This is a genomic window from uncultured Helicobacter sp. (assembly GCF_949282165.1).
In the GTDB taxonomy this organism is placed as follows: domain Bacteria; phylum Campylobacterota; class Campylobacteria; order Campylobacterales; family Helicobacteraceae; genus Helicobacter_F.
Genome location: NZ_CASDOV010000013.1, coordinates 64958 through 89103 on the forward strand (window position 1 = coordinate 64958; position 24146 = coordinate 89103).

The window sequence follows — 24146 nt, forward strand, 5'->3', positions numbered from 1 at the left end:
AGTGAGGGTGTGTGTGATGCGTGTGTTTTTTAAAACCTTTGGTTGTCGGAGCAATCTCTTTGATACCCAAGTGATGATGGCAAATCTTAGGGGCTATGAGATCGTGAGCGATGAGAATCTCGCCGATATCATCGTGGTGAATTCCTGCACAGTGACTAATGGCGCGGATTCTGGCGTGCAGAGCTATATCAATCGCTTTAGAGATTCTAAGAAGAGAATCTACTTCACAGGTTGTGGTGCGGGCTCTAAGGGCAGGGAGAATTATGACAAAAACCTTGCCTTTGGGGTATTCCCTCATAGTCTCAAAGAGGATATTAGCGCATTGCTAGCAAAAAATCAGCGATTTTTTTATGCCGAGGAGCAGCCCCTGCATATTGATAGCACGATTGTGAGTGAGTTTGTGGGCAAGACGCGCGCATTTATCAAAATCCAAGAGGGCTGTGATTTTGCGTGTAGCTATTGCATTATCCCCTCTGTGCGTGGTGGGGCGCGCAGCTTCCCAAAAGCAGCGATTATTAGGCAAGTGGAGCGGTTGTTAGATTCTGGAGTGAGCGAGATTATCCTCACAGGCACAAATGTCGGCAGCTATGGCAAGGATTTGGGCGATGAGAGTATCGCAAGCCTTATAGAATCTCTGTTCAAACTTCAGGGCTTAAAGCGTCTGCGCGTGGGCAGCCTAGAGCCTAGTCAGATAAGCGAGGAGTTTTTGAATCTCACCCAAGAGCCACTTTTTGAAAAGCACCTCCATATCGCCCTGCAGCACACACACAACACAATGCTAGAGATTATGAATCGCCAAAACCGCGTGGAGCAGGATTTGGAGCTCTTTATGCGATTGCACAAGCAGGGATTTTTCCTTGGCACAGATTTTATCGTGGCGCACCCGGGCGAGAGCGAGGAGATTTGGGCGCAGACTTTGGAGAATTTTAAGCATTTCCCTATCACGCATTTGCACCCCTTTATCTACTCTCCGCGCGCCGGCACGCCCTCAGCGAGTATGAAAAACACCACTAAGGGCGATGTGGCAAAGCAACGCCTCCATACGCTCAAAAACATTGTGCAAGAAAACAACTACCAAATGCGCCGCCATTGCTCTAAGCCACTCAATGTTTTGATAGAATCTAGCGCAGCCAGCAGCGTTAGTGAATCTAAGCCATCTCTAGATTCTAAAGAGGGCAGTGCGTTGGCGTCAAGATTTGATGATGATGGAGCGAGTGGGGATTTGCGCCTCTATCACGGGCTTGATGAGTTTTTTAACAAAATCACGATTGAGAGCTCTAAGCCGCTCCAAAATGGGCAATGGCTAGAGATTAGAGAATACCAAGCAAACAAAGAAGGGAATTATGCCAAAATCTAAAAATCTCATTTTTTCACTCATAGCCTTGAGCCTTGCGGGGCTACTCATCGCGTTTATGCTTTTGCGCGATTCTAGCGTGGTGCTAAGCCCCTATGAGTTTCACAAAAAGCTCCTAGAGGCTAAGCCCCAAAGCATCGTGCTTAAAGACAATGAGCTAAGTTTTAGCACGTATAATGAGACTTACAAAGTCGCGCGAGATGCTATCAATCTATCCGAGCTTGATCCCCATATCGCGGTGGTGGTGGCGCAAAAAAGCGGAAGTTTCTTAGATGAGATTGGGCTTTTTGTGATTATTTTTATCGGCGTGGCGGTGCTTATTAAGGCAGTTTCGCTGCTCTTTATGCCACCTAAGCCCCAACCCAAGGGCTTAGATATCAACGCACAAAATCTTAGCGGCACGATCGCGCGCAAGGAACAAAGCCCGATGATACCCCTTGAGCAGGGCTTTGAGCCGCATTTCCAAAGCGCGATTACCTTTAGGGATGTCGCGGGGATTACTCAAGTCAAAGAGGAGCTTTTTGAGATTATCGACTATCTCAAAAACACCAAAAAATATCAGGATTTGGGCATACGACTGCCTAAGGGCGTGCTGCTTGTGGGACCGCCGGGCGTGGGCAAGACGATGATTGCTAAAGCCGTGGCGGGCGAGGTGGGCGTGCCGTTTTTTTATCAAAGTGGCTCGAGCTTTGTGCAAATCTATGTGGGTATGGGGGCAAAGCGCGTGCGGGAGCTGTTTATGCGCGCTAAGGCAAAGAGTCCGAGCATTATCTTTATCGATGAGATCGATGCGGTGGGCAAGGCACGAGGTGGCACGCGCAATGATGAGCGTGAAGCCACGCTAAACCAGCTCCTTACGGAGATGGATGGCTTTGAAGATTCTAGCGGGGTGATTGTCATCGGCGCGACGAATAAAATCGATGTGCTCGATGAGGCATTACTGCGCAGTGGGCGATTTGATCGTAGAATCTATGTGGATTTGCCGGATTTAAGCGAGCGTGAAAAGATTTTTGGAGTGTATTTGCGTGATAAAAAATACGATTTTAATGTAAATGAGGTGGCGCGGCTGTGCGTGGGCTTTAGCGGTGCGGCGATCGCCTCGCTTGTCAATGAAGCCGCTCTAAGCGCGCTAAGGCGACAAAGCGATGTGATACAAAAGGAGGATATCCTCAATACCAAAGACAAGGTGCTGTTGGGCAAGAAAAAAATGCTTAGCTTTAGCGAGGAGGAAAAGCGGATTTTGGCGACTTATCAGAGTGCCAAGGCACTTAGCGCGTATTGGCTAGATGTCGATTTTGACAAGATTTCACTCATTAGCGAGAGTTTTAAGGATATCGACAAAGAGCTTGTGAGTAAAACCGAGATGAGCAATAAGATAAAAATCCACCTAGCTGGAAGTATCGCAGTAGAGATGCTCTATAACCAAGTCTTTAGCAATGCCAAGGAGGATATCGCCAATGCTAAGCAAATCGCGCTACAGATGTGTGAGGACTATGGTATGGGCAAAAAACTCATCGCAGATTCTAGCGATGTGGCAGAGATACTCGAGCAGTGCCGCAAAGAGATGCAAGACTTTCTCGCTAACGCCAAGCCACTGCTTGAGCGGCTCTCACACAGGCTCTTAGAGCAGGAGCGACTACACAAAGATGAGATAAAAGCCATCATCGATGAGAAGTATTTTTCATAAATTTCTCGTGTGTGTGGCGGTGTGCGTGGCATTGCACGCGCGCCCAAGCCAAGAGATAGAATCCCTAAACCCCCTAGCACGCGAGTATTTCACGATAGAGACACACACTATGGGGGAACGCAAAATCTTCATCGCCAAACCAAAGACAAATGCCGCCACATACCCCGCCTTAGTCGTGTTAGATGGCAACGCACACTTCCCCATAGCCATCAACCAATACATTGCCCACCACTACACGCCAAGAGAATCTCCGCTGCTTATCGTGGGCGTGGGCTATGAGGGGGAGCTGGCGTATGATACCCCAAGGCGCACACGCGACTATACGCCCTTAGTGAGAGAGGGCAGGGCGGGGGTGCGGCGCGTTTTTTTGAATCTTTGCACACGCAGATTCTGCCTTTAGTCCGTAAGAGCGCGGGTGGGGAGCTCTCTAGCATAGGATTTTTTGGGCATTCATTTGGGGGGCTCTTTGGACTGTATGTGCTTTTGCACCACCAAGAGACCTTTAGCCACTATATGATCGCCTCGCCATCGCTGTGGTGGGGCGATGTGGAGATCCCACGCACTTTTTTGTGCGATGCTAAGATTGCTTTTAGCTATGGCACAGATGAGCCTCATAAAGGTGGTATGTCACTTGCAGAGTTTAGCAAGGCTTTGCATGCGCAATGCCCAAAGGCGTGTATGAATACACAAGTATTTGCAGGAGGGCATGGCGATAGCATTAGACCATCGATTGTGCTTATGCTAAGTGAGCTTTTGGGAGGGGGAGGATTTGGTGAGTGCCAAGAGATTTAGTAAATTTTAGTGAATCTTTACAACAAATGAGAGGCAAGATCCTAGCACGCTATGCCAACAATCCTTATGTGCTTATCGGCTGTGGGGAGGAGTGCGCACGCGTGTGTGAGAATGCGTGTGTGTGCTGTGAGGCGGGGAAACGCGTGCTCAAAGTCGTGCTGATAGGCACACAAGCCTATTTAGAGAATCTTGATATGGAGAAGCTAGAGAGATTAGCGCGCTATGGGGTGCAGATGGAGTTTGTTATGCAAGTGGCACACGCGTGTGAGGGTATTTTTAAGGACACTCCATTACAAAAATACGGCGTGGTGTTTGGGATTAGGATACCAAAAAGTTAGAGTGCGCTTTGTCTCTATAGGCGCGGTAGGAGGCAAACCCCCTTGGGCTAGAGCAGTTAAGATCGTATCAAAACATAATCAGATATAATGCACATTCAAATCCCATAGCACAAGGAGCGTTGATGTTTGCAAAACTAAAAAAATTCTTAAGACTTCTCACCCCCCCCCCCATTTTAGCTCTTAAAAGAAAAATCCATCGCTATATTGAGGATAAGCGATTTGCGCGCATTTATCGTCTCCGCACCATAGAATCTTTCCAAAAATTCGCCACACACAACCGCGATACAAAAATCAAAGTCTTATTTTATAACGATTGGGGTGGGAGCTGGGAGGCCTTAGAGCCTCTGGCACTAGCCCTAGCTAGCGATGAGCGATTTGAGGTTATCGTGCTAGCGATGCCCACTTTGGTGCAAAGCCAAAATTTTTATGATTTGGGTGCTACTAAAGCTTTGCAAGCCTTTGGGGATAAGATTGGGATTCCTATCACACACGCCTTAGATTCACGCTCTAGAGTGCAGTGTATCGTGGGCTTTGATACGCAAATGTGCCCCACACTTTTCCCAAATCAGACACAAGCGCAGTATTGCTTCACTACTAGACCTTATGATAGCTTGCGACCCAAAGGCTGGGGCAATGCCGACATTGCGGAGTGTATGAAGCTAGCTAGAATAGAGTATGGTATATTTTTTGTGGCGTTCTATTTTGACTTTGCACCAAGCGATCACCCATCGGCACCATGGTATAGCAGGGCAAATAGGTATTATGATTTTTTGTTTGTGCCTGATACCTTTCATAGGGATGTTATGGCATTTTATAAGAGCAAAGACGCCTATACGCGTTTTGTCGTTACGGGATCGCCTCGGTTAGAAAACTTCAAGCAAGGAGATTTTTCCAAGCCACACACGCAAAAACTTACCATATTTTATACCTCTCGGTATAGCAAAGGCGATAGTTACAACACCTTTTTTACTTTTATTGAGTATTTTATGCAGCAAGCTAAGGAAGATAAGATACACTTTATCTATCGGCCACACCCAAATATGTATGACACCAAGCAAGGCAATCACAATATCCTTAGCGGTGCGCAGTGGCAGGAATTTGTCGCGCGTTTTAACACTCCAAACCTCTCCTTAGACACCAATCCTAGCTATGAGGATAGCTTCAAAAAAGCTGATGTGATTGTCTCTGATGCGAGTTCTACAATCGTGTATGCGTTTTTGGCAAACAAACCTGTGATTTATACACAAAACCTTATGGGTGGGGAGCTCAACAACTGGGCAGTGAAGCTTTTGCAAGGTTGCTTTATTATTAATTCTTTAGATTCTATGCGAGAGCTCATCGCTAGGCTACAAGAGGATTTTCAAGGTATGATAGCTCCGTTGCAGTTTAGACGAGAGGATATTCTGAAAAGCTGTTTTTATTTTCCACCCAAAGGCAGTGTAGCGTGTATCATCGACACGCTTTTAGCTGATGTGTATAAGAGCCCTCCTCACGCTCCCTAAGCCTCCGCTATGAGTTTGCCAAAGACAAAGTCATCTTTAATCTGCGTAACCTCGCACAGATAGGCTTTTGGCTCGATAGCCCCTAGTGAATCTATCCTGTCGTTGATGAGAATCTCCCCATCGATTTCACGCGCCCATAGCCTTGCGCGTGCGCTATAAAAATACTCACTCATCTCGCTCACGCCCTCTACAACCACCTCGAGTTTTTGCCCTAGTAGCGCATTTAGCGAGGCTTTTTGCTTGGCTTTTAGAATCTTATTTATGGTGGCTATGCGCTTAGTAACCACTTTAGATTCTATCTTGGGGAGCGTGAAACTCGCTGTGCCCTCTTGGGGCGAGTATTCAAAGATATTAACCCTATCAAAGGGGCTTTGCTCCACAAACGCGCACAATTGCCTAAAGTCCTCCTCGCTCTCACCGGGGTGCCCGATGATGAGACTTGTGCGCATAAATCGCCCCCTAACCTTGTCCATAGATTCTATAAGTTTTTGGTGTGTAGCGCGATTTGCTCCGCGATTCATAATCTTTAGCATAGAATCTGTGATGTGCTGGATAGGCATATCAAAATAGGGCAGGAAGGTGCGTGAGTTGGCAATAGATTCTATAAGCTCTAGGCTCGTGGTGCTCGGATAGAGGTAGAGCAGGCGCGCAGTGATAGGGAGATTAAGCGCATCTATGCGCGCTATGAGCTGGACTAACCCATCGCGCACGCCCACATCACGCAAAAACGAGCTAGAATCTTGTGCGATGAAGCTAAAATCCCTAAAGCCCTTAGAGTAGAGAATCTCTAGCTCTTTTATCACAGAATCTAGCGTGCGTGAGTGCAGTTTGCCCTTAAACGAGGGGATAGCGCAAAAACTGCATTTTTGGTTGCAGCCCTCGCTTAGCTTGATATAGCTATGGAAACTAGAATTAGTGATCACGCGTTCATTTAGTTCATCAGCGAGAAAAACCTTAGGCGAGTGGCGGCTCTGCCTAGATTCTATCATTTCATCGATTTTGTCATAGTCCCCCACGCCCGTGATGATATCAATCTCTGGAATCTGCTCTCTTAGCTCGTCATAATACCGCTCGCTTAGGCATCCGCTCACCACGAGCAGCGCGCCCTTTTTGCGATTGGTACTCGCCTCTAAGATTGTGGCGATACTCTCTTGCTTGGCAGATTCTATAAAGCCGCAGGTATTGATGATGACCACATCAGCCGCGCCCAAATCCTGCGTGATCTTATAGCTAGCGAGCCTGCCTAGCATCACTTCAGAATCTACGAGATTTTTGGTGCAGCCTAGTGAGATGAGGTGGAGTTGTTTTGGCATTAGCTATTTTTCACGCTATCCCATCGTGGCACGAGCTTGCCATCGACTTCCTCGGTGGCGCACATACCCATGATGTTATACCCACAATCCACATAATGCACCTCACCCGTAACCCCACTTGCAAGATCACTCAAAAGATACATCGCGGAGTTGCCCACCTGCTCGATACTCACATTTTCTTGTAGTGGTGCGTTGGCTTCATTCCATTTGAGCATAATATTAAAATCCCCTATGCCGCTTGCCGCGAGAGTTTTTATCGGACCTGCGGAGATGGCATTGACGCGGATATGGCGTTTGCCCAGATCGTAGGCGAGGTAGCGCACGCTAGATTCTAGCGCAGCCTTTGCCACGCCCATCACATTGTAGTTGGTTACATACTTGACACTGCCTAGATAGCTTAGTGTCAAAATCGCCCCGCCGGTATTGAGCAATGGCAGCACATGGCGGCTAAGCTCGATGAGCGAATACACAGAGATCTCCATAGCGGTGTTAAAGGCTTCTTTGCTCGTATCCACAAACGCCCCCTCTAGCGCGTCTTTTGGTGCGAATGCCACGGAATGCACGACAAAATCAAGATTGCCAAAGTCGTTCCTAAGACTTTCTACAAGGCTAGCGAAATGTTCTGGCTTGCTCACATCGAGCTCATACACACGCTCACCCGCCCCCATCTCCTGTGCTATGGGACGCACGCGCTTTTCTAGCGCACTATTTAGGAATGTAAAAGCTAGCTCCGCACCCTGCTCCCTGCAGGCTTTGGCGATACCATATGCGATTGAGCGATTGTTTGCCACGCCTACGATGAGCCCTTTTTTGCCCTTTAGTATCATAAGTTTGCTCCTTAAAGTGGGGGATTTAGAATCTAAAGCACGCATTATATGGGCTTAAAACTTAAAAACAGCTCTCTTTAAAAAATCTCCAAGTTTGTTTTGGCTACAATCGCCGGAGTTTTTACGTTGCGATTATGAAAAGGTTTGGGATTGAGCATTAAAGGTGGCGTTAGGACATTTGTCAAAAACTCATGGCAGCTTTTGTGGTGGGCGCAGGAGCAGTTACGATTTGGGAGTTTTAGCCCTAGTGTGCGGAGTGTAGAGCCTGCAAAAAGTCGCGTGTTTGTGTTGGGCAATGGACCATCACTCATCAAGGATATAGCAGATTATAAAGGCAAGCTTGCTTGCGAGGATATTCTTATGGTTAATCAAAGTCTTGCTTCACCACTAGGCTTTGAACTCAAACCAAGGTATTATGTCCTTATGGATCCAGCGTATTTTGGGATATTACCCGGTGGCGATATAGACGTGGAGTTTGCGCGGCGTGTGGCGGAGTTGAGTGAGGCTTTGGAGAGGGTGGATTGGGAGATGGTGCTGTTTGTCCCCTACCAGCATTATAAGGCTTCATCAAAAGATATAACAAAAAGTGCGCGTGAGAATCTTTGCTTATGCACAAATCCTAAAGTGCATATTGTGACTTTTAATGCCGTGGAGCTTTATAGCTTTAAAAATCTCGCTAGGGCAATGTATCGGGCTAATCTCGCCATTCCAAGCGGGATAAATGTGCTGATTGCCTCGCTTTGTTGTATGATTGCTGTGGGGTATGAGCGTATTTATTTGCTTGGGGCAGATAGTGATTGGCACAAGAGCCTTAGCACAGATTCTCAAAATAGAGTATTTGTGCAGAATGAACATTTTTATGAGGACGCGCAGAGCGTGTTGTATATGCCTTATACTTTTGCGTTTATTATGCAATGTATGACGGAGGCATTTAGGGCATATCAGGAGCTTGGAGAGATTTTTTCACACATTACCAACTGCTCTTCAAACTCAATGATTGACGCATTTCCTAGAGCAAGCCTAGATTCTGTCCTCGGGGGGGGGGCAAATAGATATTCCCTAATTGACCTTTATAGAATATTTTTATTACTTTATACACTGCAGAGTTTATCTCGCATCGGAGCGGCACGATGCAGATAAAGAAGTAAAGCATTGGTTGTTGCATTTACACGCTATACCCACTATTGCTAAACTCTACAACAAGGACAATAACGAGATTTTTGTTGTTGTGAATGGGCCAAGCTTGCAGGGAGATATCGCCGGCTATGAAAGCCTCATTGCCCAAAAAGATGTCCTTATGGTTAATCAAGCGATTCAAACACCGCTTTTTAAAACCCTTAAGCCAAAGTATTACGCTATTGTCGATACGATTTTCTTAAGTAAAAGTTATAGACAGGCGGTAAAAACACACTTTGACGAAGAAAGCTTTGACAGAGTGTGTGTGCCATTTCAAAAGACATTTGAGTTATTTAATACCACAGAGCATAATTTCACACTTTTTGTGCCATCTACCTTTATGGATGGCTTGAAAATCACAAATCCGCGTATTAGCATCTACACATTTGGTCTCTATGATTTTCGAGGATTTGAGTGGTTAGAGAAAATAGCATATAAGAAAGCTTTAGCTATGCCTTCAAGCGATAATATCCTTATTTTTGCCATTGTGAGTGCGATTGCTATGGGATACAAAAGGATTTATCTTTTGGGTTGTGATCAAAACGCGTTCTTGGGGTATTATGTAGATAATAAAACTAATAAATTTTCTATGCGAAACTATAAGCATTTTTATACAAACAACAATGAGAGCGATCAGATAGGCTATGCTTTTAGTCTCGGAGAGATGCTATACCACGACTCTTTGATGTTTCGTGCTTACTCACAACTCCAAAAACTTTTTGGTAGCGAGCATAGAATCTTTAACTGCTCCTCAAGCTCCATGATTGACGCATTTCCTAGAGCAAGCCTAGATTCTGTCCTCGGGGGGGGGGTAATTAAATGTCTCTCCTTAGTAGGATACTATCTCTTTATGCTTTTGTTATATAGAGCAATCCTGATAGGCAGACGCGATGTGTGAGCGAGCGATGAAAAACATTGTTGTTATGGATTTTGATATATGTATGGTGGATACGCTACTTGAGCGTGGGTATCGTATCGTAGTTCTCATTTTGCTCTATGATAGTGATGTGGAGGTTTGTAAGCAAAAATACAAAAGCACTTCACAGATTTTACATATTATGTCTGTTTCAGATATTGAAAAAGTCGATGGTATTACACATTTTGATTATGAACTTATGGAATCCCTGCGCGATGCTCAACGCAAGGTGGAGTTTTTTTATCAGCGGTATTTAGATGATGGCATGCTCGTAACTAATAAATACTTTAATGCACTCTTTTGGTGGGCGCATATTTTTGATTGCTATAGTGTCGATTTGGTGGTGTTTGACAATATAGAGCATGGGTGCATGTCTGATATAGCATTGTATTTGGCACATTTCAAAAATATTCCGGCTTTTTGTGTCTCAAGAAGAATTTTAAATGCTAGAAACCTCTTTGATTTTAATAAAAAGACATTTATACCTTTTGTAAAACGAACGCTTTTGTCCTCGCAAATTACGCGGGAATTATTTACACAATTACCAAAACCCCACAATACAATCACTTTCAAAAAAATCATAGCTAAAGCCGTGAGAAGTATCGGTGGGCAACTCCTTGTAGATTTCTTGCAATGCCTTTATAAAGGTAGCTTTGTGTTGCGCTATGCCATAGGTGGAGATATGCGCATAAGTTTTTGGTATAAGCTTTTTTGTTATTACCAACTTAAAAAACAAAAGAGGGCGTATTGTTCCCTAGCACACTCTCCACATTATGATACTCCCTTTATCTTTTATGCTATCCACTTTGAGCCAGAGGCTAACACGGGAGTGTGTATGCCACTCCAAAATCAGCTAAGCGTTATCCAAATGCTCTCCCGCGCTTTGCCAGAAGGCTACAAACTTTATGTCAAGGAGCATCCTATGCAGTTTAGTCTCAATAAACCGGGAATGGATTATTATCTTTACAACTTTATGTATTTTAAAAATGCAAATTTTTATAAAGAGATTCAAAAACTAAAGAATGTAGAGTTTATATCTCTTGATATTTCATCGGAGGAGCTTATCCAAAGATCCTTGGCAGTGGCCACGATCAATGGCTCTATTCAGTTTGAATCTACACTAGCAAATAAACCCTGTATTGCATTTGGCGGCTATGATATTTTATTAAAAAATGCCAAAAACATTATTTGTGTAGAGAGCTTTGAGAGGTTGAAGCATGATGTTGAGCACCTCATACAATCTCCACAAGATTTCAGTATAGAATCTGATTTAGCAGATTGTAAGGAATTTATAGCAAAACACACTATTAGTGCGGTATCCCCAAATAGGGGACAGGAGATATTAGACACTATAGAATCTCATCTCGGGGGGGGGGTAAATAGATATTCCCTAATTGACCTTTATAGAATATTTTTATTACTTTATACACTGCAGAGTTTATCTCGCATCGGAGCGGCACGATGCAGATAAAGAAGCCCTTGCAAAGCATTTACTCACACACATAAAATTTTGTCCAACCATTCCAAGTCTTCGTGATGGTAAAAACGATGAGCTATTTATCATCGCAAATGGACCGAGCTTACAGAATGATATTGGTGGTTATGAAGATCTCATAGCCTCAAAAGATGTTTTGATGATGAATAATGCTATCCAAACCCCTCTCTTTGCCAAACTCCAACCCAAATATTATGTGCTTATGGATTCTATGTATTTTGTTGGCAATGCCTATCGGGATTTGGTGGAAGATGATTTTCATAAAATGCGTTTGGTTTTTGAAAAAACACTTGATATGCTAAGTGCTTTGAGAAACAACCTCATACTTTTAGTGCCATCTGTGTGGAAGCACACACTGACTTTTTCCAATCCTTATATGCGTGTTTATACATACAATGTATTTGGGTTTAGAGGGTTTGAGTGGCTTGAAAAAATCGTGTATAAAAATACTTTGTCTATCCCTTCAAATGCCTGTGTGCTAGTCCCTGCCATTGTGAGTGCGATTGCTATGGGATACAAAAGGATTTATCTTTTGGGTTGTGATCAAAACGCATTTTTGGGGTATTGTGTAGATAACACTACCAACAAGCTATCTATACGGGATTACAAGCATTTTTATAAAGAAGCAAAAGAAAATACACACGCAAGATATGAAAGTATGGATATGGGAGAGCGACTTTATCACGATCATCTCATATTTGGGGCTTACTCACAACTCCAAAAACTTTTTGGTAGCGAGTATAGAATCTTTAACTGCTCCTCAAGCTCCATGATTGACGCATTTCCTAGAGCAAGCCTAGATTCTGTCCTCGGGGGGGGGGTAAATAGATACCTTCTTATAAGCTTTCTCCTACTTAGTCTTTATATTTCCTGCACCTTTACTAAAGATTCAAAATTCGCGCACGGAGGTGTGCGATGAGAATCTCCGCCAAATCCCTACTAAAGTCCATTCTGTCGTCTTTACTCCCAAGATCCCTATATGACGCCCTGCGAGATTTTAAAAACCTCTATATCACGCGTTTTGCTACCAAGTCTTATTCCCAAGAGGGAGAGGATTTGCTACTACGCCGGATATTTGAGCACCAAAAAAATGGCTTTTATGTCGATGTGGGCGCGCACCACCCGTTTAGATTCTCAAACACTTATCTTTTGTATAAGCGCGGTTGGAGGGGTATCAATATCGACGCTATGCCCGGCAGTATGAGGCTTTTTAGGAGATTCCGAGCGCGAGATATCAATATCGAGTGTGGAGTAGGTCTCGGGGGGGGGGGCATTAATGTATTATATGTTTAATGAGCCCGCACTCAATGGCTTTTCCCCCGAGCTCTCGACTTCCTATGCCAATCATCCGCGCTACCATCTCAAAGCCCAAGTGCCTGTGCGCGTGAGAAAGCTTAGCGAGATTTTGGATTCGCACCTGCCGCTGCAAACACACATTGATGTGCTAAGCGTTGATTGTGAGGGCTTGGATTTGGAAGTGCTGCAATCCAATGATTGGAGCAAATACAAGCCGGGCGTAATCCTTGTAGAATCTTTTGGGAGTGATTTAGCCCAAATTATGGACAATCCCATTTATGCGCTCTTAGATTCACACCAATACAGACTGCACGCCAAACTACACAATACGCTGATATTCCAAAGGAATGATGTATGAAAAACATTATCCTTGTGGATAGACAATGTGAGCTCGTAGATGAGTTTATCGCGCGTGGATGTCGTATTATCGTGCTTGTGGTGGAGACACCTGAGCAGGCACAATCTTACAGGGCAGCATACACAAAAGAACAGATTGAGATTATCACGCATCGTTTTGCAGTGGAATCTGTCATTGCTATGGAGTATTTGGACTATGAACTTATAGAATCTTTTCGCGACACCCAACGCAAGATAGAATTTACCTATCATCGTGATTTTCGGGACACAATGCTTGTTACTAACAAATACCTTAATGCACTCTTTTGGTGGAATCACATCTTTGAGACACACACTATTGATTTTGTGTTTAACAACGCCATAGAGCATATTTTGCTCTGCGAGCTTTGTCTGCCCATAGCGCAAAAGCGTGGTATCCCCGCATTTTGTGCGCCCACGAGGCTGATTTTTGCGCCAAATATCTTGGATTACGCGACTAAGAGTTATATTCCCTTGTGTGGGGATACCTTAAACGATGAGCAATTAGCGGAAAATTTCTATTTTCATTTTGATTTTGGCTGGATACCACCATTTTATCAAAGGCACTCTAAGGTAGGCAATGCAATGATGAGATTGCTATTGCGCTTGGGAGGTTCGTTGTTGGTGGATTTTCTTGTGTGGGGGCGCAATGTTTTGGTGGGCAAAGAGGGCAGTAGATTCAAAGAAAATCTTTTGAGCTATGTGCAGCTTATGCGTATGAAACATTATTATAAGAAAATCTCCACTCAGCCAAAAGAGGGAGAAAAGTTTATATTCTATGCTATCCAATTTGAGCCAGAGGGTAATACGAGCGTGTGCGTGCCACTCCAAAATCAGCTAAGCGTTATCCAAATGCTCTCTCGCGCTTTGCCAGAGGGCTACAAGCTCTATGTCAAAGAGCACCCTATGCAGTTTAGTCTCAATAAGCCACGAATGTATTATTATCTCTATAACTTTGGGTATTTTAAAAATAGAAGTTTTTACAAGGAGCTTGAGAAACTCCCAAATGTGCGTTTTATCGACCTTGATACCTCATCAAAAGAACTCAACCAAAAGGCGTTGGCAGTAGCTACGATTAATGGCACAGTGCATTTGGAAGCGACATTTTTTAGCGGCAAGCCCTGTATCGTCTTTGGTGGGCATAATATGCTTTTGAAAAATGCTAAAAATATCGTGTATGTAGAGAGTTTTGAGGATTTATATAATGGAGTTAGGACACTATTAGAAAATCCACAATCTTTTGTGCTAACTGAAGAAGAGATACACCAATACAAAGCCTACATCAAAGCTCGCAGTATCTACCATAAATCCCCTACAAAGGCTAGGGATATGTTAGATTCTGTGCTCTCATATCTTGCAGAGCGCGAAAATGTCTAGCTTGGCTTTAAGCCCTGATATAGAGCCTAGCTCTTGCAATAATATGACAGAATCCACTCTCGGGGGGGGGGGGAATATCTTAGAGGTTATCGGTGTCAAAATGCCATATTGCTTCTAAGTTTTAATCGTCTTGATACGGTGCGCCAGATTCTAGCCCAAATCGCGCGTGTGCAGCCACCAAGGATATATCTGGCTTCCGATGGCGCAAGGGAGGGTAAAATAAACGCACAAGGCATAGCAGAATCCACACTCGTGCAGGAAGTGCGGGAGTTTTTGTTAGATTCTATTGATTGGGATTGTGGGGTGCATACGCGTTTTTTGGATTCTAATCTCGGGTGCAAGGCAGCGGTGAGCTCGGCTATATCGTGGTTTTTTGCGTATGAAGAGCAGGGCATTATCCTAGAAGATGATTGCCTGCCGACTTTGAGCTTTTTTCGATTCTGTGATGAGCTTTTGGCGCGGTATAAAGAGCAGGAGCGCGTGATGATGATAAGCGGGTGGAGTGCGCTTGACTTCGCGCCCAATCCATCAGTTGAGACGCTTTGCCCCAAGGCACGCTTGCAAGAGGATTATTTTTTCTCCAAATACAACCACATTTGGGGCTGGGCGAGCTGGGCTAGGGCGTGGGCTAAGTATGAGTTAGAATCTAGCGATTTTGCTAGCGACTTCGCGCGCTTTGCCTTTAGCTCCACATCCGAGCGCAGGAGTTGGCGCAGGACTTTTGGCGCGTATTATGCAGGCAAAATCGATACTTGGGATTATCCTTGGACATTTAGCATTTGGAAGTCCCGCGGGCTCTGTGTGTATCCCAAAAATAATATGATTCAAAACATCGGCTTTAATCGACAGGACGCCGCACACACGCAAGGAGATTCTAAGTTTGCGCGTATGCCAAGCTATGATCTCATCTTTCCGCTCACACACCCTCGCCACATAGCTCCAAATCCCGCGCTAGATTCACTAAACTTTAGCCTTGTTTTTGAGATGCCAAGCCTCCTAAGGCGCGTGGTGAGGAAGATTCAAAAGATCCTAAAAAGCCTTAGCCCACGACATTGAGCAAATGCTCGCCCTCTAGCACAAAAAGTGGTGCGAGATGCGCCGCCTCCTCAAAACTCACAGAACCAAAGCCCTCCAATTCGCCCACTTGTGATTGCAAAAGCGCGAGTGTGCTGGCAAAATTTGCCTTAAGCGCGAGATGAGCTAAGCCCTCTCTTAGCGTGATTTTCCCCTCGATAATCCCGAGGTTTGGCATAATCGCACTGAAAGTGAGCGCATCTCTCTCTCCCTTTAGCTGCAGCAAACCATCTCGCGCGCCCTTATCAGCGATACATAGGCTTAGCACCCCACTCTTTAGCCCCGCAAGCACAAACCCAAAATACTCAAACTCCGCCCTGTCCTTTGCCTGCGCCATTTGCTCTGCGCTAAATTGTGCCATTTCTTTGGGCAGATTGTTGCCTAGCTCTGTGAGCACCTCCTCTAGCGTTTGTGGGCTAAATTTCAGCGGACTTCGCGTAATAGAATCTAATATCTTTGGCTGCTCTAAGAGATTGCCTAGCACGATATTATTATCCTTAGTGCTTGACATCTGCGCCCAATACTTTTGCCCTATATGCAGGGGCTTGTAGCTCGTGGTTTTGAGGGTTTTGGTGCCCACTTGCAGGAGGTAGGTGGTGGCATCGAGTTTTTGCAGGACTTTGAGTGAGATGGGCAGGCGCGCATTAAAATGCAGGGCTTTAGAATCTGCTTGTGAGAGGAGCTTTTGGAGGGCACTAATGCGCGTTATCATCATTTAGCAGCACTTGCTGGGTGAAGGCAGCGATTTCAAAGCTTAGGCTAAATTTATCAAGTAGTGGCGTCTCTTGTGTCGCGTTAGAGCTAATGAGTGTCATTTGGTTGTTGTCCGAACCAAAGGCGTTTTTGAGTGAATCTAGCACATTTAGACACACGATGGTGCATTCTTTTTTGTGCAGCATTCCTTGGGCATTTTGGAAGGCGCTTTGGTGATTATCCTCGGCTTTAAATCCGATTTTTACAAACTCTTTAGCCGAGAGCTTGCTCAAAATATCCATATTTTTTTCAAAGGTAAGCTGGAGGTTGCGCAGTGAATCTTTTTTGATTTTGGTTTGGCTCACCGCCTCGGGTATGAAGTCCGCTATAGCCGCCGCCATAAAGAGTATGGGCTTGGCTCTACACATTTTTTTAGATTCTATAATGGCTTGGTAGTATTGAATCGAGGTGGTAACCTCGATGAAGTGAATGCCTTGGGGCAGTATGGTAGGCACGCTTGAGCTTATCAAAAAGACTTTTGCGCCTAGTAAGTGCAGGGCTATGGCGAGGAAGTATGCTTGCTTGCCGCTTGAGAGATTGCCTAGCACGCGCACGCTATCGATATTTTCTTTGCTCCCCCCGCCTGTGATTATCACTTCTTTATTGTGCCAAAAGCCGGTGTTGTTGAACATACCCATTTTGATGAGCACCTGTGCGAGGGCAAAGACGATATCGTGGTGCTGGGCAAGCGCGCCCTTGCCGTGCTCGCCACAAGCTAGCAGGGAGATTCTAGGCTCGATGATTTCAAATCCTAGGCATCTTAATTTGTTTAGGTTTTCTCGTGTTTGCGGGGCGTTTAGCATAGTGGTGTTCATCGCGGGAGCGATGAGCTTAGGCGCGCTAGAGGCGAGCGCGGTGCAAAGGATCGTATCATCGGCTATGCCATAGGCGAGTTTGGCGATGGTGTTAGCCGTGGCAGGGGCGATGAGCACGACTTCTGCCCATTTGGCGTAGCTTATGTGGTTTGGCGTATGGGTGTCACTCCAGCTCTGTGAATCTTGATGGAGCACGACACTTTTGCTTAGAGCCTCAAAAAGCGTGGGATTGATGAGCTTGGTGCTTTCTTTACTCATTGCGACTTTGACTTGTGCGCCGAGCTTGGTGAGCGTGCTAAGCACATCGAGCATTTTATAGAGCGACACAGACGCGCTCACAAGGAGCAAAATCCGCTTTTGCGCAAAAAAGGGTGCGAGGAATTGCAAATCAGTCATTGCCTGCCTTAGTTTGTGGATTTTGCTTTGCATTGTAATAAAACTTTATCCCTAAATGCACAATTTTGGCGTATTTTCTGTGCGGGGCTTTAATATTTTGGTAAAATGGTGGCATTTTTAGATTCTATAAACCCAAAGGCAGAGTATGAAAGAGCAGATTTCACACACACGCAAGACAAAAGAGACAGACATTAGCCTAGAGGCGACTCTCTATGGGAGTGGTAGTGCGAGGATTAGCAGTGGGGTTGGGTTTTTTGATCATATGCTTGAGGCTTTTAGCAAGCATAGCCTTATGGATCTCACGCTCAAATGCCAAGGCGACACACATATAGACGATCATCATAGTGTGGAGGATTGTGGGATCGCTCTAGGCGAGGCGTTGAGGCAGATGATGTATCCTTTAAGCGGCGTGGAGCGCTTTGGCAATGCGCGCGTGGTGATGGATGAGGCGTGCGTGGCGTGCGATATAGATCTCGCTAATCGCGCGTTTTTGGTCTTTGAAGCAGGGGAAGGCTATGGGGGCAAGATAGGGAGTTTTGATGTGGAGCTCGTGGAGGAGTTTTTCCGCGCAGTGTGCTTTAATGCCAAAATCAGCGCGCATATCATCTGTGTGCGTGGCAAAAATCTCCACCACATTACCGAAGCGATGTTTAAAGCTTTTGGAGTGAGTTTGCGCCGCGCACTCACGCCAAATCCTAGAATCTCCACGCCAAGCACCAAAGGCGTGCTATGAAAAAAATCCAACTCTTATTGCTTGATGTCGATGGCACGCTGACTACGGGCGAGATTACCTACACCCAAAGTGGCGAGGAGATAAAGAGCTTTCATATCAGAGACGGCTTAGCCCTAAGTGTGTGGAATAAGCAGCTAGGGCGCAAGAGTGCGATCATCACAGGCAGAGATTCTCTCATCGTGCAAAAGCGCGCACAAGAGCTCGGGATAGAGCATATCTATATGGGTGTGAGTGATAAGGGCGCGGTGGTGCGTGAGATTCTAAATAAGCTCGGGTTAGAGAGTGATGAAGTGGCGTGTATCGGCGATGATCTCAATGATTTGCCGATGTTTAAGTGCATTAAGCACACTTACGCGCCCAAAGATGGTGCCAAGGAGATCAAAGCCCTTGCTAAAGTCGTGCTAGGCAAAAAGGGCGGCAAAGGTGCGGTGCGCGAGATGATAGAGGATATTCTCGCCAAAGAATCTCAAGGCAAGCGCAACAAAGACAATCGCGATGAGCTTAAAAAATATTTCCTTTAGCATTTATGCGTTTTTTGTTGGTTTATTGCTACTTAGTCTAGGGAGTTTGCTCTTTTTTGAGCAAGATGAAAGCACCTATAAGGACATAGGCACTAATATCCCGAGTGTTGAGATTGGGGATTTTGAGTTTTTTTTGCTCACGACAGATCCGCTCTCTCTCATCGCAAATGGCTCTAAAATCCTGCGTTACAACACCTACGATGAGGGCTATGAGGTTTTTGCCTATCAGCTAGATTCACAGCAGCGCAGGGAGGAGTATTACGCGCCCTATCTCAAGGCGATAAAGGATATCTACCACACGCCCCAAAGTATCCGCCTCATCCGCCAAGATGGGCTAGTGCTATGGAGTGAGCGGGGTGTGTATGACTACAAAAAGCGGATTTTTAAGGGCGAGGGGCAGTTTTTTGTCAATCAAGAGGAGACGGATTTGCAAGGGCTTAATGTGTATTTTGATCAAAATCAGGAATATTTGCAGGGCGAGAGCCTTGATGGGTTTATCCAACTCGCACAATAGCAGTAAGGAGTGGCGATGGATTATCGTAGGTATGTGGGCATTGCGTTGGTGGGGCTTTTGTGTGGTTGTGCGAGCAATAGCGCGTATAGCGGTGGCAAAGGGAGTTTTAGCGAATATGAGGATTGGGGGAGCTATGAAAACACCCACAAGCGCACCTTTGAGCACGGCAATACCAACACTTATCAGAGTTTTTCAGAGAATTATAACGATCTAGATGCGTTTCAAAGTGGCGTAGATGCCAACATAGGCGGGAGTGCTATGCGTGAATCTCCTGCGATCCAAAACGCCACGATGAAGCCCTACCAAATCGCAGGGAAGTGGTATCACCCACAGGAAGTGAAACTTGGTGATAGCTTTGAGGGGTTAGCGAGCTGGTATGGTCCCGACTTCCACGCCAAAAAGACTTCTAATGGCGAAACTTACAATATGTATGCCCACACTGCCGCGCATAAGACATTTCCGATGAACACGGTGGTGAAAGTCCATAACCTCGAAAATGGCAAAAGCACGATTGTGCGTATCAACGATCGTGGTCCCTTTGTCGAGGGGCGCATTATCGATCTAAGCAACGCCGCGGCAAAGGATATCGATATGCTCAAAGCCGGCACGGCAAAGGTGCGCCTTGAGGTTATAGGCTTTAAGGGCGTGATCAATACAGAATCTAAAGATGAGGTGCGAGATGATGAGGCGTTGCAGGAGGAGTTTGCCATAGGACAAACTCCACAGAGTGTATCGGGCGGGAGGTTTGCGCTGCAGCTTGGGGCGTTTAGGAAAAAAGAGGGCGCGCTCATTACCAAAGAGCAATACGACACCTATCCGCCCTACACGACTACTATCAAAGAGATGCGTGATGCAAACGATGAGATTCTCTATCGTGTGTTTTTGCAGGGATTTCAGAGTGAAGAGGAGGCGCGGGATTTTATGAAAAACACCAAGGGCTTTGGCGATAAGATTCTCATACGCGAGTAGATTTTGTGTGCGGGGGTTTTTTGTGAATCTTGCGTGAGGCGGTGCGCATCAAAAGCACGATGAGAGCCCCCCAGCACGCAAGCACAAGCGGCAGGATATAAGGATGGACATCAAGCTTTTCTACCAAGGCAAGTACGGCATTGCTTGAAAAAAATGTAACACAGCCCACCAAAATCGCCCAAACAAACGAAGCAAGGGCATTGTAAAACAAAAAGAGCGTGAATTTGTATCGGCTAATCCCTATGGCGATAGGCACGATAATGCGGATAATGTGGATATATTTGCACACAAAGATACTGACTTTGCCGTATTTGCGTATCCAAATCTGCGTGAGGGCGATTTGGCGCGAGTATTTGGCAAACAGGGGCAAAATCTCTGCCTTGTAATGCCGTGCGATAAAGGCGACAAGCGAGCTGCCAAGCGCGTTTGCTAGCCCTGCGGTAATGATACATAGGCTAATATCAAACTTACCTAGCGCACTAAGGCTCGCTGCGGCGATGAGCCCTACATAGCCACCATAGAGACTATACACAAAGAGGAGCACATAACCCCAAGTTTGCAAGGCTTGTATAATCTCTTCCAAATCCTAGCCTTAGTAGTTAAAGCGCACAAAGACACTGAAGGCGTTGTTGCTCGAGGCGAGTATGCCATAATAAGAATAAGGCGAGGTTGTGCTGGTGTATGTGTAGTTGTCAAAGCTATAATGCACAAAGCCCCCGCCCACTTCAAGGCTCATCGCATTTTGCTCCCAGAATCTATACTGCGCCATGAGCGAAAACTCTGTGTAGTCGATGAATGAGGCGAGTGCGTGGAGTTTGAAGCGTTGATACTCAATCCCACCATAGATATACGCGCTAATGGTGTTGTTTAGGAAATAGGGCGCGATATAGCCCATAGTCGTGCTTGCTAGTCCCATCGTGTTGCCATAATAATACGTGGCATCGGTAATACTCCAGATACCGCCCATACCCTCGCGTCCGCCGACATAGTGCGCCCCCGCTCCGACATAGAAATCATTAAAAATCGTAACCTTTTCATCAGCCCACAAAAGAAAGCTTAGATCCTGCCCGGCTCTGTTTGCCACATCGCGTCTGTCGGTGTTGCCATACTGCACAAGCCCACGCAAAGTCGTGCGGGCTTTGAAATTCTCGTGTGGTATGAGGGTAAATCCCATCGTGATACCGCCCTGTGCGAGGAGCGACGAGCCTCTGTCTGTGAGTGTGCTAAATCTCTCGGGTAGCGAGGTATTGATAAGTCCAAAAACATCGATGAGGTATTTGCTCTGCTCTGTGAAGCTAAGCCCCGCCATCAGCACCTCACCACCTACAAAATTATCTTTGGTAGTTGGGCTAAAGGGCGTGAGGGCTGCGATAGAAGTGCCGTATTTTGTGCCGATTTGCCCTTTTTTGTATCCGGTGTTGAGGTAGGAGTTGAGATAAGTCGCATAGATATCAAAGCGATTGGACACAGAGTAGCGCGCCGCGATCCCTTGGATATTGCCCGCTATCCAGTCCGAGCGTAGATAATCGCTATTAAACCGCCCCACTGATGCGTGCAGGGTTTCTTTAGTCTTGTTGTCGTTGGTTTTGACACTGCGCTTATATTGGATATATGCATCGGAGATATCCCCTGCGCTTGATGAGGGGGTATTTGGGCTTAGCGGGATATTCCACGCACCTATCGCCCCAAGTCCGAAGGAAAATCCGCTGTTATTGACATTAAAATCCGCGCCACTGCGCACATGGAATGTGAAGTCATTTTGTGAGTGATACATTCCTGTGAGATAGCCAAAGGGAGAGACTTCTATCTCCACGCCATTTGTGAGGGTTAATGCTCCGCATACTGCTAGGGAAGTGAGGGTTTTTTTCACCATTATCATTCCTTTGTTGTTTAGATAAAAAGCGGCGCGACTCTACCTAAAAAAAACTTAGATTCCCAAATTTTACGCCAAAACTTAGCCCACAAACTCCGCGATATTTTTGAGCACGCCCTCTAGTAGTCTTGCCCTAGCTTTGTCATACGCCCACGCGTAGTGCGGGGTGAGCAGGATTTTATGCGCGATTTTAGGATTTAGCAAGGGGTGGTTTGGCTCCATAGGCTCTTTGGCGAGCACATCGGCACCAAAGTATATGGGCTTAGATTCTAAAATCTTAGCGATATCGGCTTCATTGACGATCCCGCCACGCCCCATATTGAGCAAAATCGCGTGATCTTTGAGTAGCCCTAGATTGCCCGCGTGTAGGAGGTTGTTGGTTTGAGGATTTAGCGGGGCGTGGATAGAGATGATATCGCTCGTGCTTAGGAGCGTGTTTAGATCCTTGTGTGGATAGCCGGCTTTGGTGTTGTTGCCACTTGTGGAGTGGTAGCTCACCCTCGCCCCAAAGCCCTGCGCTAGCTGCGCCACTCTGCGCCCAATCGTGCCTAGTCCGATGATCCCCCATTCTAGCCCATCTATCTCGCGTATGGGATCTTTGATATGGGTAAAAATCGCGCTCCTGCTCCACTCCCCGCTTTTGCAATACCCATCATAATACCCCAGATTGCCCAAAAGGCTTAGCGCCATCATCAGCGTGTGTTGTGCCACGGCGTTGGTGGAGTAGCCTGCGACATTTTTTACCACGATACCCCTTTGCTTAGCATAGTCCAAATCGACATTATTCATACCCGTAGCGGTGATACAGATGAGCTCGAGGCTAGGGAGCTGCGCGAGCAGGGCGGAGTCGAGCACGACTTTGTTTGTCAGCACGATATGCGCGTCCTTGCAGCGGCTTAGCACCTCTTGTGGGCTTGTGGTGGGGTAGTGTGTGAAATTCCCAAATCGCTCAAACACGCTCAAATCGCATTCCCCCAAAGTCTGTGAATCCAGCAGGACGATGTTTTTCATTATGTGCTCCTTAATGTTTTTTTAGTAATAATAATGCAAAAACCACACAAAGTAAAGGCAGGCAATGCAAAAATCCTACAAAACCCACCAAAAAATCGTCAATGTGCTTTTAGAATCTATCCCTTTTATCCGTGCCTTCCGCGAGCAGATTATCGTCATCAAATACGGCGGGGCTGCCCAGCTAAACCCCGAGTTAAAAGAGAGCTTCGCGCTGGACTTGGTGCTGATGTATATGGTGGGGATACGCCCCGTAGTCGTGCATGGCGGGGGGAAGCGTATCGATGAGATGCTCACTAGATTGCAGATAGAGAGCCACTTTGTCGAGGGCTATCGTGTCACGAGCAAGGAATGTATGCAGGTGGTGGAGATGGTGCTAAGTGGCGAGATAAACAAGGAGCTCACGGCGTTTTTAAATCTCCACGGAGCGCGTGCCGTGGGGATAAGCGGCAAGGACGGATTGATGCTAAGCGCGCGGGCAAAGGATAATGGGAAGTTTGGTTACACCGGAGAGATAATTAGTGTGGATACGCGGTTGTTAGAGAAGATTCTAAGCGAGGGGTTTATCCCCATTATCGCGCCTATTGCTAGCGGCGAGGATAGCACGGGGTATAATATCAACGCCGATATCGCTGCGTGCGAGATCGCCAAAGCCCTCAAGGCGAGCAAAGTGATGTTTCTTAGCGATATTCCGGGCGTGCTTGATGCGCACAGGCAGCTTATTGGCTCGCTCACACCTAGCGTGATAGAATCTCTGCGCGCACAGGGGGTGATTAGCGGCGGTATGATCCCAAAGCTCGAGGCGTGTGTGGGCTGCGTGCGCAATGGCGTGCAAAAGGCGCATATCATCGATGGGCGTATCGAGCACTCTCTGCTGCTAGAGCTCTTTACCAAAGAGGGCATTGGCACGCAGATTGTGTGTGATTGATTGTAAGGAGGTGTGATGCCAGAGTATTATCTCAGGAGACTAGCCTATAAGGTCCTATCGTGGTTTATCCCAAAGCGAGAATGGCGCGTAGCGTTTGGCAAGAAAATGGGCTTT

General features: G+C 46.1%; 27 protein-coding genes. 20 read left to right on the forward strand and 7 right to left on the reverse strand.

Annotated features, from left to right (window positions below):
- Positions 1 to 16: 16 nt before the first annotated feature.
- From mtaB to ACH2BK_RS07220, 6 genes are all read left to right on the forward strand, one after another.
- Positions 17 to 1357, forward strand: coding sequence for a tRNA (N(6)-L-threonylcarbamoyladenosine(37)-C(2))-methylthiotransferase MtaB (mtaB, locus tag ACH2BK_RS07195; protein ID WP_394997039.1), 1341 nt, complete (start codon positions 17 to 19; stop codon positions 1355 to 1357).
- Positions 1344 to 3041 (forward strand): AAA family ATPase, encoded by a 1698-nt coding sequence (locus ACH2BK_RS07200; protein ID WP_395002970.1) that lies wholly within the window; start codon positions 1344 to 1346, stop codon positions 3039 to 3041. The genes mtaB and ACH2BK_RS07200 overlap by 14 nt, the downstream gene beginning before the upstream one ends.
- Complete coding sequence (locus ACH2BK_RS07205; protein WP_395002973.1) at positions 3022 to 3441, forward strand: hypothetical protein; 420 nt, start codon at positions 3022 to 3024, stop codon at positions 3439 to 3441. Before ACH2BK_RS07200 ends, ACH2BK_RS07205 begins: the two co-directional genes overlap by 20 nt.
- The gene (locus ACH2BK_RS07210; RefSeq protein ID WP_395002975.1) at positions 3417 to 3833 is read left to right on the forward strand and encodes an alpha/beta hydrolase-fold protein; all 417 of its coding nucleotides are present in this window, start codon (positions 3417 to 3419) and stop codon (positions 3831 to 3833) included. Before ACH2BK_RS07205 ends, ACH2BK_RS07210 begins: the two co-directional genes overlap by 25 nt.
- Positions 3818 to 4171: a hypothetical protein gene (locus ACH2BK_RS07215; protein ID WP_395002977.1), complete on the forward strand. Its 354-nt coding sequence runs from the start codon at positions 3818 to 3820 to the stop codon at positions 4169 to 4171. The genes ACH2BK_RS07210 and ACH2BK_RS07215 overlap by 16 nt, the downstream gene beginning before the upstream one ends.
- A gap of 122 nt (positions 4172 to 4293) precedes the next feature.
- The gene (locus tag ACH2BK_RS07220; RefSeq protein ID WP_395002979.1) at positions 4294 to 5673 is read left to right on the forward strand and encodes a hypothetical protein; all 1380 of its coding nucleotides are present in this window, start codon (positions 4294 to 4296) and stop codon (positions 5671 to 5673) included.
- On the opposite strand, the gene rimO is transcribed toward ACH2BK_RS07220, so the two are convergent.
- Together rimO and fabI are read right to left on the reverse strand one after the other, a co-directional pair.
- Positions 5670 to 6986 carry a 30S ribosomal protein S12 methylthiotransferase RimO gene (gene rimO / locus ACH2BK_RS07225; protein WP_395002981.1) on the reverse strand — a complete coding sequence of 439 codons (1317 nt, stop codon included), beginning with the start codon at positions 6984 to 6986 and terminating at the stop codon, positions 5670 to 5672. The two genes, ACH2BK_RS07220 and rimO, sit on opposite strands and share 4 nt — an antisense overlap.
- Positions 6986 to 7813, reverse strand: coding sequence for an enoyl-ACP reductase FabI (fabI, locus tag ACH2BK_RS07230; RefSeq protein ID WP_395002983.1), 828 nt, complete (start codon positions 7811 to 7813; stop codon positions 6986 to 6988). Before fabI ends, rimO begins: the two co-directional genes overlap by 1 nt.
- A 150-nt stretch (positions 7814 to 7963) precedes the next feature.
- On the opposite strand from fabI, the gene ACH2BK_RS07235 reads away from it, so the two are divergent.
- The 9 genes from ACH2BK_RS07235 to ACH2BK_RS07275 all read left to right on the forward strand — a co-directional run bounded on the left by ACH2BK_RS07235 (position 7964) and on the right by ACH2BK_RS07275 (position 15504).
- Positions 7964 to 8953 carry a hypothetical protein gene (locus ACH2BK_RS07235; protein ID WP_395002985.1) on the forward strand — a complete coding sequence of 330 codons (990 nt, stop codon included), beginning with the start codon at positions 7964 to 7966 and terminating at the stop codon, positions 8951 to 8953.
- A gap of 103 nt (positions 8954 to 9056) precedes the next feature.
- Complete coding sequence (locus tag ACH2BK_RS07240) at positions 9057 to 9887, forward strand: hypothetical protein (protein ID WP_395002987.1); 831 nt, start codon at positions 9057 to 9059, stop codon at positions 9885 to 9887.
- Positions 9888 to 9894: 7 nt separating this feature from the next.
- Positions 9895 to 11376: a hypothetical protein gene (locus ACH2BK_RS07245; protein ID WP_395002989.1), complete on the forward strand. Its 1482-nt coding sequence runs from the start codon at positions 9895 to 9897 to the stop codon at positions 11374 to 11376.
- Positions 11300 to 12319, forward strand: coding sequence for a hypothetical protein (locus tag ACH2BK_RS07250; protein ID WP_395002991.1), 1020 nt, complete (start codon positions 11300 to 11302; stop codon positions 12317 to 12319). Before ACH2BK_RS07245 ends, ACH2BK_RS07250 begins: the two co-directional genes overlap by 77 nt.
- Complete coding sequence (locus tag ACH2BK_RS07255; RefSeq protein WP_394998079.1) at positions 12316 to 12693, forward strand: hypothetical protein; 378 nt, start codon at positions 12316 to 12318, stop codon at positions 12691 to 12693. Before ACH2BK_RS07250 ends, ACH2BK_RS07255 begins: the two co-directional genes overlap by 4 nt.
- On the forward strand, positions 12677 to 13054 hold the full coding sequence (locus tag ACH2BK_RS07260) for an FkbM family methyltransferase (RefSeq protein WP_395002993.1): 378 nt from the start codon (positions 12677 to 12679) through the stop codon (positions 13052 to 13054). The genes ACH2BK_RS07255 and ACH2BK_RS07260 overlap by 17 nt, the downstream gene beginning before the upstream one ends.
- The gene (locus ACH2BK_RS07265) at positions 13051 to 14448 is read left to right on the forward strand and encodes a hypothetical protein (RefSeq protein WP_395002995.1); all 1398 of its coding nucleotides are present in this window, start codon (positions 13051 to 13053) and stop codon (positions 14446 to 14448) included. The genes ACH2BK_RS07260 and ACH2BK_RS07265 overlap by 4 nt, the downstream gene beginning before the upstream one ends.
- The gene (locus ACH2BK_RS07270; RefSeq protein WP_395002997.1) at positions 14441 to 14566 is read left to right on the forward strand and encodes a hypothetical protein; all 126 of its coding nucleotides are present in this window, start codon (positions 14441 to 14443) and stop codon (positions 14564 to 14566) included. Before ACH2BK_RS07265 ends, ACH2BK_RS07270 begins: the two co-directional genes overlap by 8 nt.
- Positions 14557 to 15504, forward strand: coding sequence for a methyltransferase FkbM (locus ACH2BK_RS07275; RefSeq protein ID WP_395002999.1), 948 nt, complete (start codon positions 14557 to 14559; stop codon positions 15502 to 15504). The genes ACH2BK_RS07270 and ACH2BK_RS07275 overlap by 10 nt, the downstream gene beginning before the upstream one ends.
- Here the strand turns inward: ACH2BK_RS07275 and ACH2BK_RS07280 are convergent.
- Together ACH2BK_RS07280 and coaBC are read right to left on the reverse strand one after the other, a co-directional pair.
- A complete protein-coding gene (locus ACH2BK_RS07280; RefSeq protein ID WP_395003001.1) occupies positions 15488 to 16237 on the reverse strand; it encodes a hypothetical protein in 750 nt (249 codons plus the stop codon). The genes ACH2BK_RS07275 and ACH2BK_RS07280 overlap by 17 nt on opposite strands.
- Complete coding sequence (gene coaBC / locus ACH2BK_RS07285) at positions 16218 to 17486, reverse strand: bifunctional phosphopantothenoylcysteine decarboxylase/phosphopantothenate--cysteine ligase CoaBC (protein WP_395003003.1); 1269 nt, start codon at positions 17484 to 17486, stop codon at positions 16218 to 16220. The genes ACH2BK_RS07280 and coaBC overlap by 20 nt, the downstream gene beginning before the upstream one ends.
- Before the next feature lie 145 nt (positions 17487 to 17631).
- Here coaBC and hisB point away from each other — a divergent pair, with 145 nt between their 5' ends.
- The 4 genes from hisB to ACH2BK_RS07305 are packed head-to-tail and all read left to right on the forward strand — an operon-like array spanning position 17632 to position 20223.
- Complete coding sequence (hisB, locus tag ACH2BK_RS07290; RefSeq protein ID WP_395003005.1) at positions 17632 to 18219, forward strand: imidazoleglycerol-phosphate dehydratase HisB; 588 nt, start codon at positions 17632 to 17634, stop codon at positions 18217 to 18219.
- Positions 18216 to 18740: a KdsC family phosphatase gene (locus ACH2BK_RS07295; protein WP_394998071.1), complete on the forward strand. Its 525-nt coding sequence runs from the start codon at positions 18216 to 18218 to the stop codon at positions 18738 to 18740. The genes hisB and ACH2BK_RS07295 overlap by 4 nt, the downstream gene beginning before the upstream one ends.
- On the forward strand, positions 18715 to 19254 hold the full coding sequence (locus ACH2BK_RS07300) for a hypothetical protein (protein WP_395003007.1): 540 nt from the start codon (positions 18715 to 18717) through the stop codon (positions 19252 to 19254). The genes ACH2BK_RS07295 and ACH2BK_RS07300 overlap by 26 nt, the downstream gene beginning before the upstream one ends.
- 15 nt (positions 19255 to 19269) lie before the next feature.
- Complete coding sequence (locus ACH2BK_RS07305) at positions 19270 to 20223, forward strand: septal ring lytic transglycosylase RlpA family protein (RefSeq protein WP_395003009.1); 954 nt, start codon at positions 19270 to 19272, stop codon at positions 20221 to 20223.
- On the opposite strand, the gene ACH2BK_RS07310 is transcribed toward ACH2BK_RS07305, so the two are convergent.
- The 3 genes from ACH2BK_RS07310 to ACH2BK_RS07320 form a co-directional block, all read right to left on the reverse strand.
- A complete protein-coding gene (locus ACH2BK_RS07310; protein WP_395003011.1) occupies positions 20210 to 20806 on the reverse strand; it encodes a DedA family protein in 597 nt (198 codons plus the stop codon). The two genes, ACH2BK_RS07305 and ACH2BK_RS07310, sit on opposite strands and share 14 nt — an antisense overlap.
- Positions 20807 to 20815: 9 nt before the next feature.
- Positions 20816 to 22096, reverse strand: a complete 1281-nt coding sequence (locus ACH2BK_RS07315) for a hypothetical protein (protein WP_395003013.1) — start codon at positions 22094 to 22096, stop codon at positions 20816 to 20818.
- Positions 22097 to 22177: 81 nt separating this feature from the next.
- Positions 22178 to 23107, reverse strand: a complete 930-nt coding sequence (locus tag ACH2BK_RS07320) for a D-2-hydroxyacid dehydrogenase (RefSeq protein WP_395003015.1) — start codon at positions 23105 to 23107, stop codon at positions 22178 to 22180.
- A 64-nt stretch (positions 23108 to 23171) separates the two neighbouring features.
- Between ACH2BK_RS07320 and argB the strand changes: the two genes are divergently transcribed.
- Complete coding sequence (argB, locus tag ACH2BK_RS07325) at positions 23172 to 24032, forward strand: acetylglutamate kinase (RefSeq protein ID WP_395003017.1); 861 nt, start codon at positions 23172 to 23174, stop codon at positions 24030 to 24032.
- The last annotated feature ends 114 nt before the right edge of the window (positions 24033 to 24146 follow it).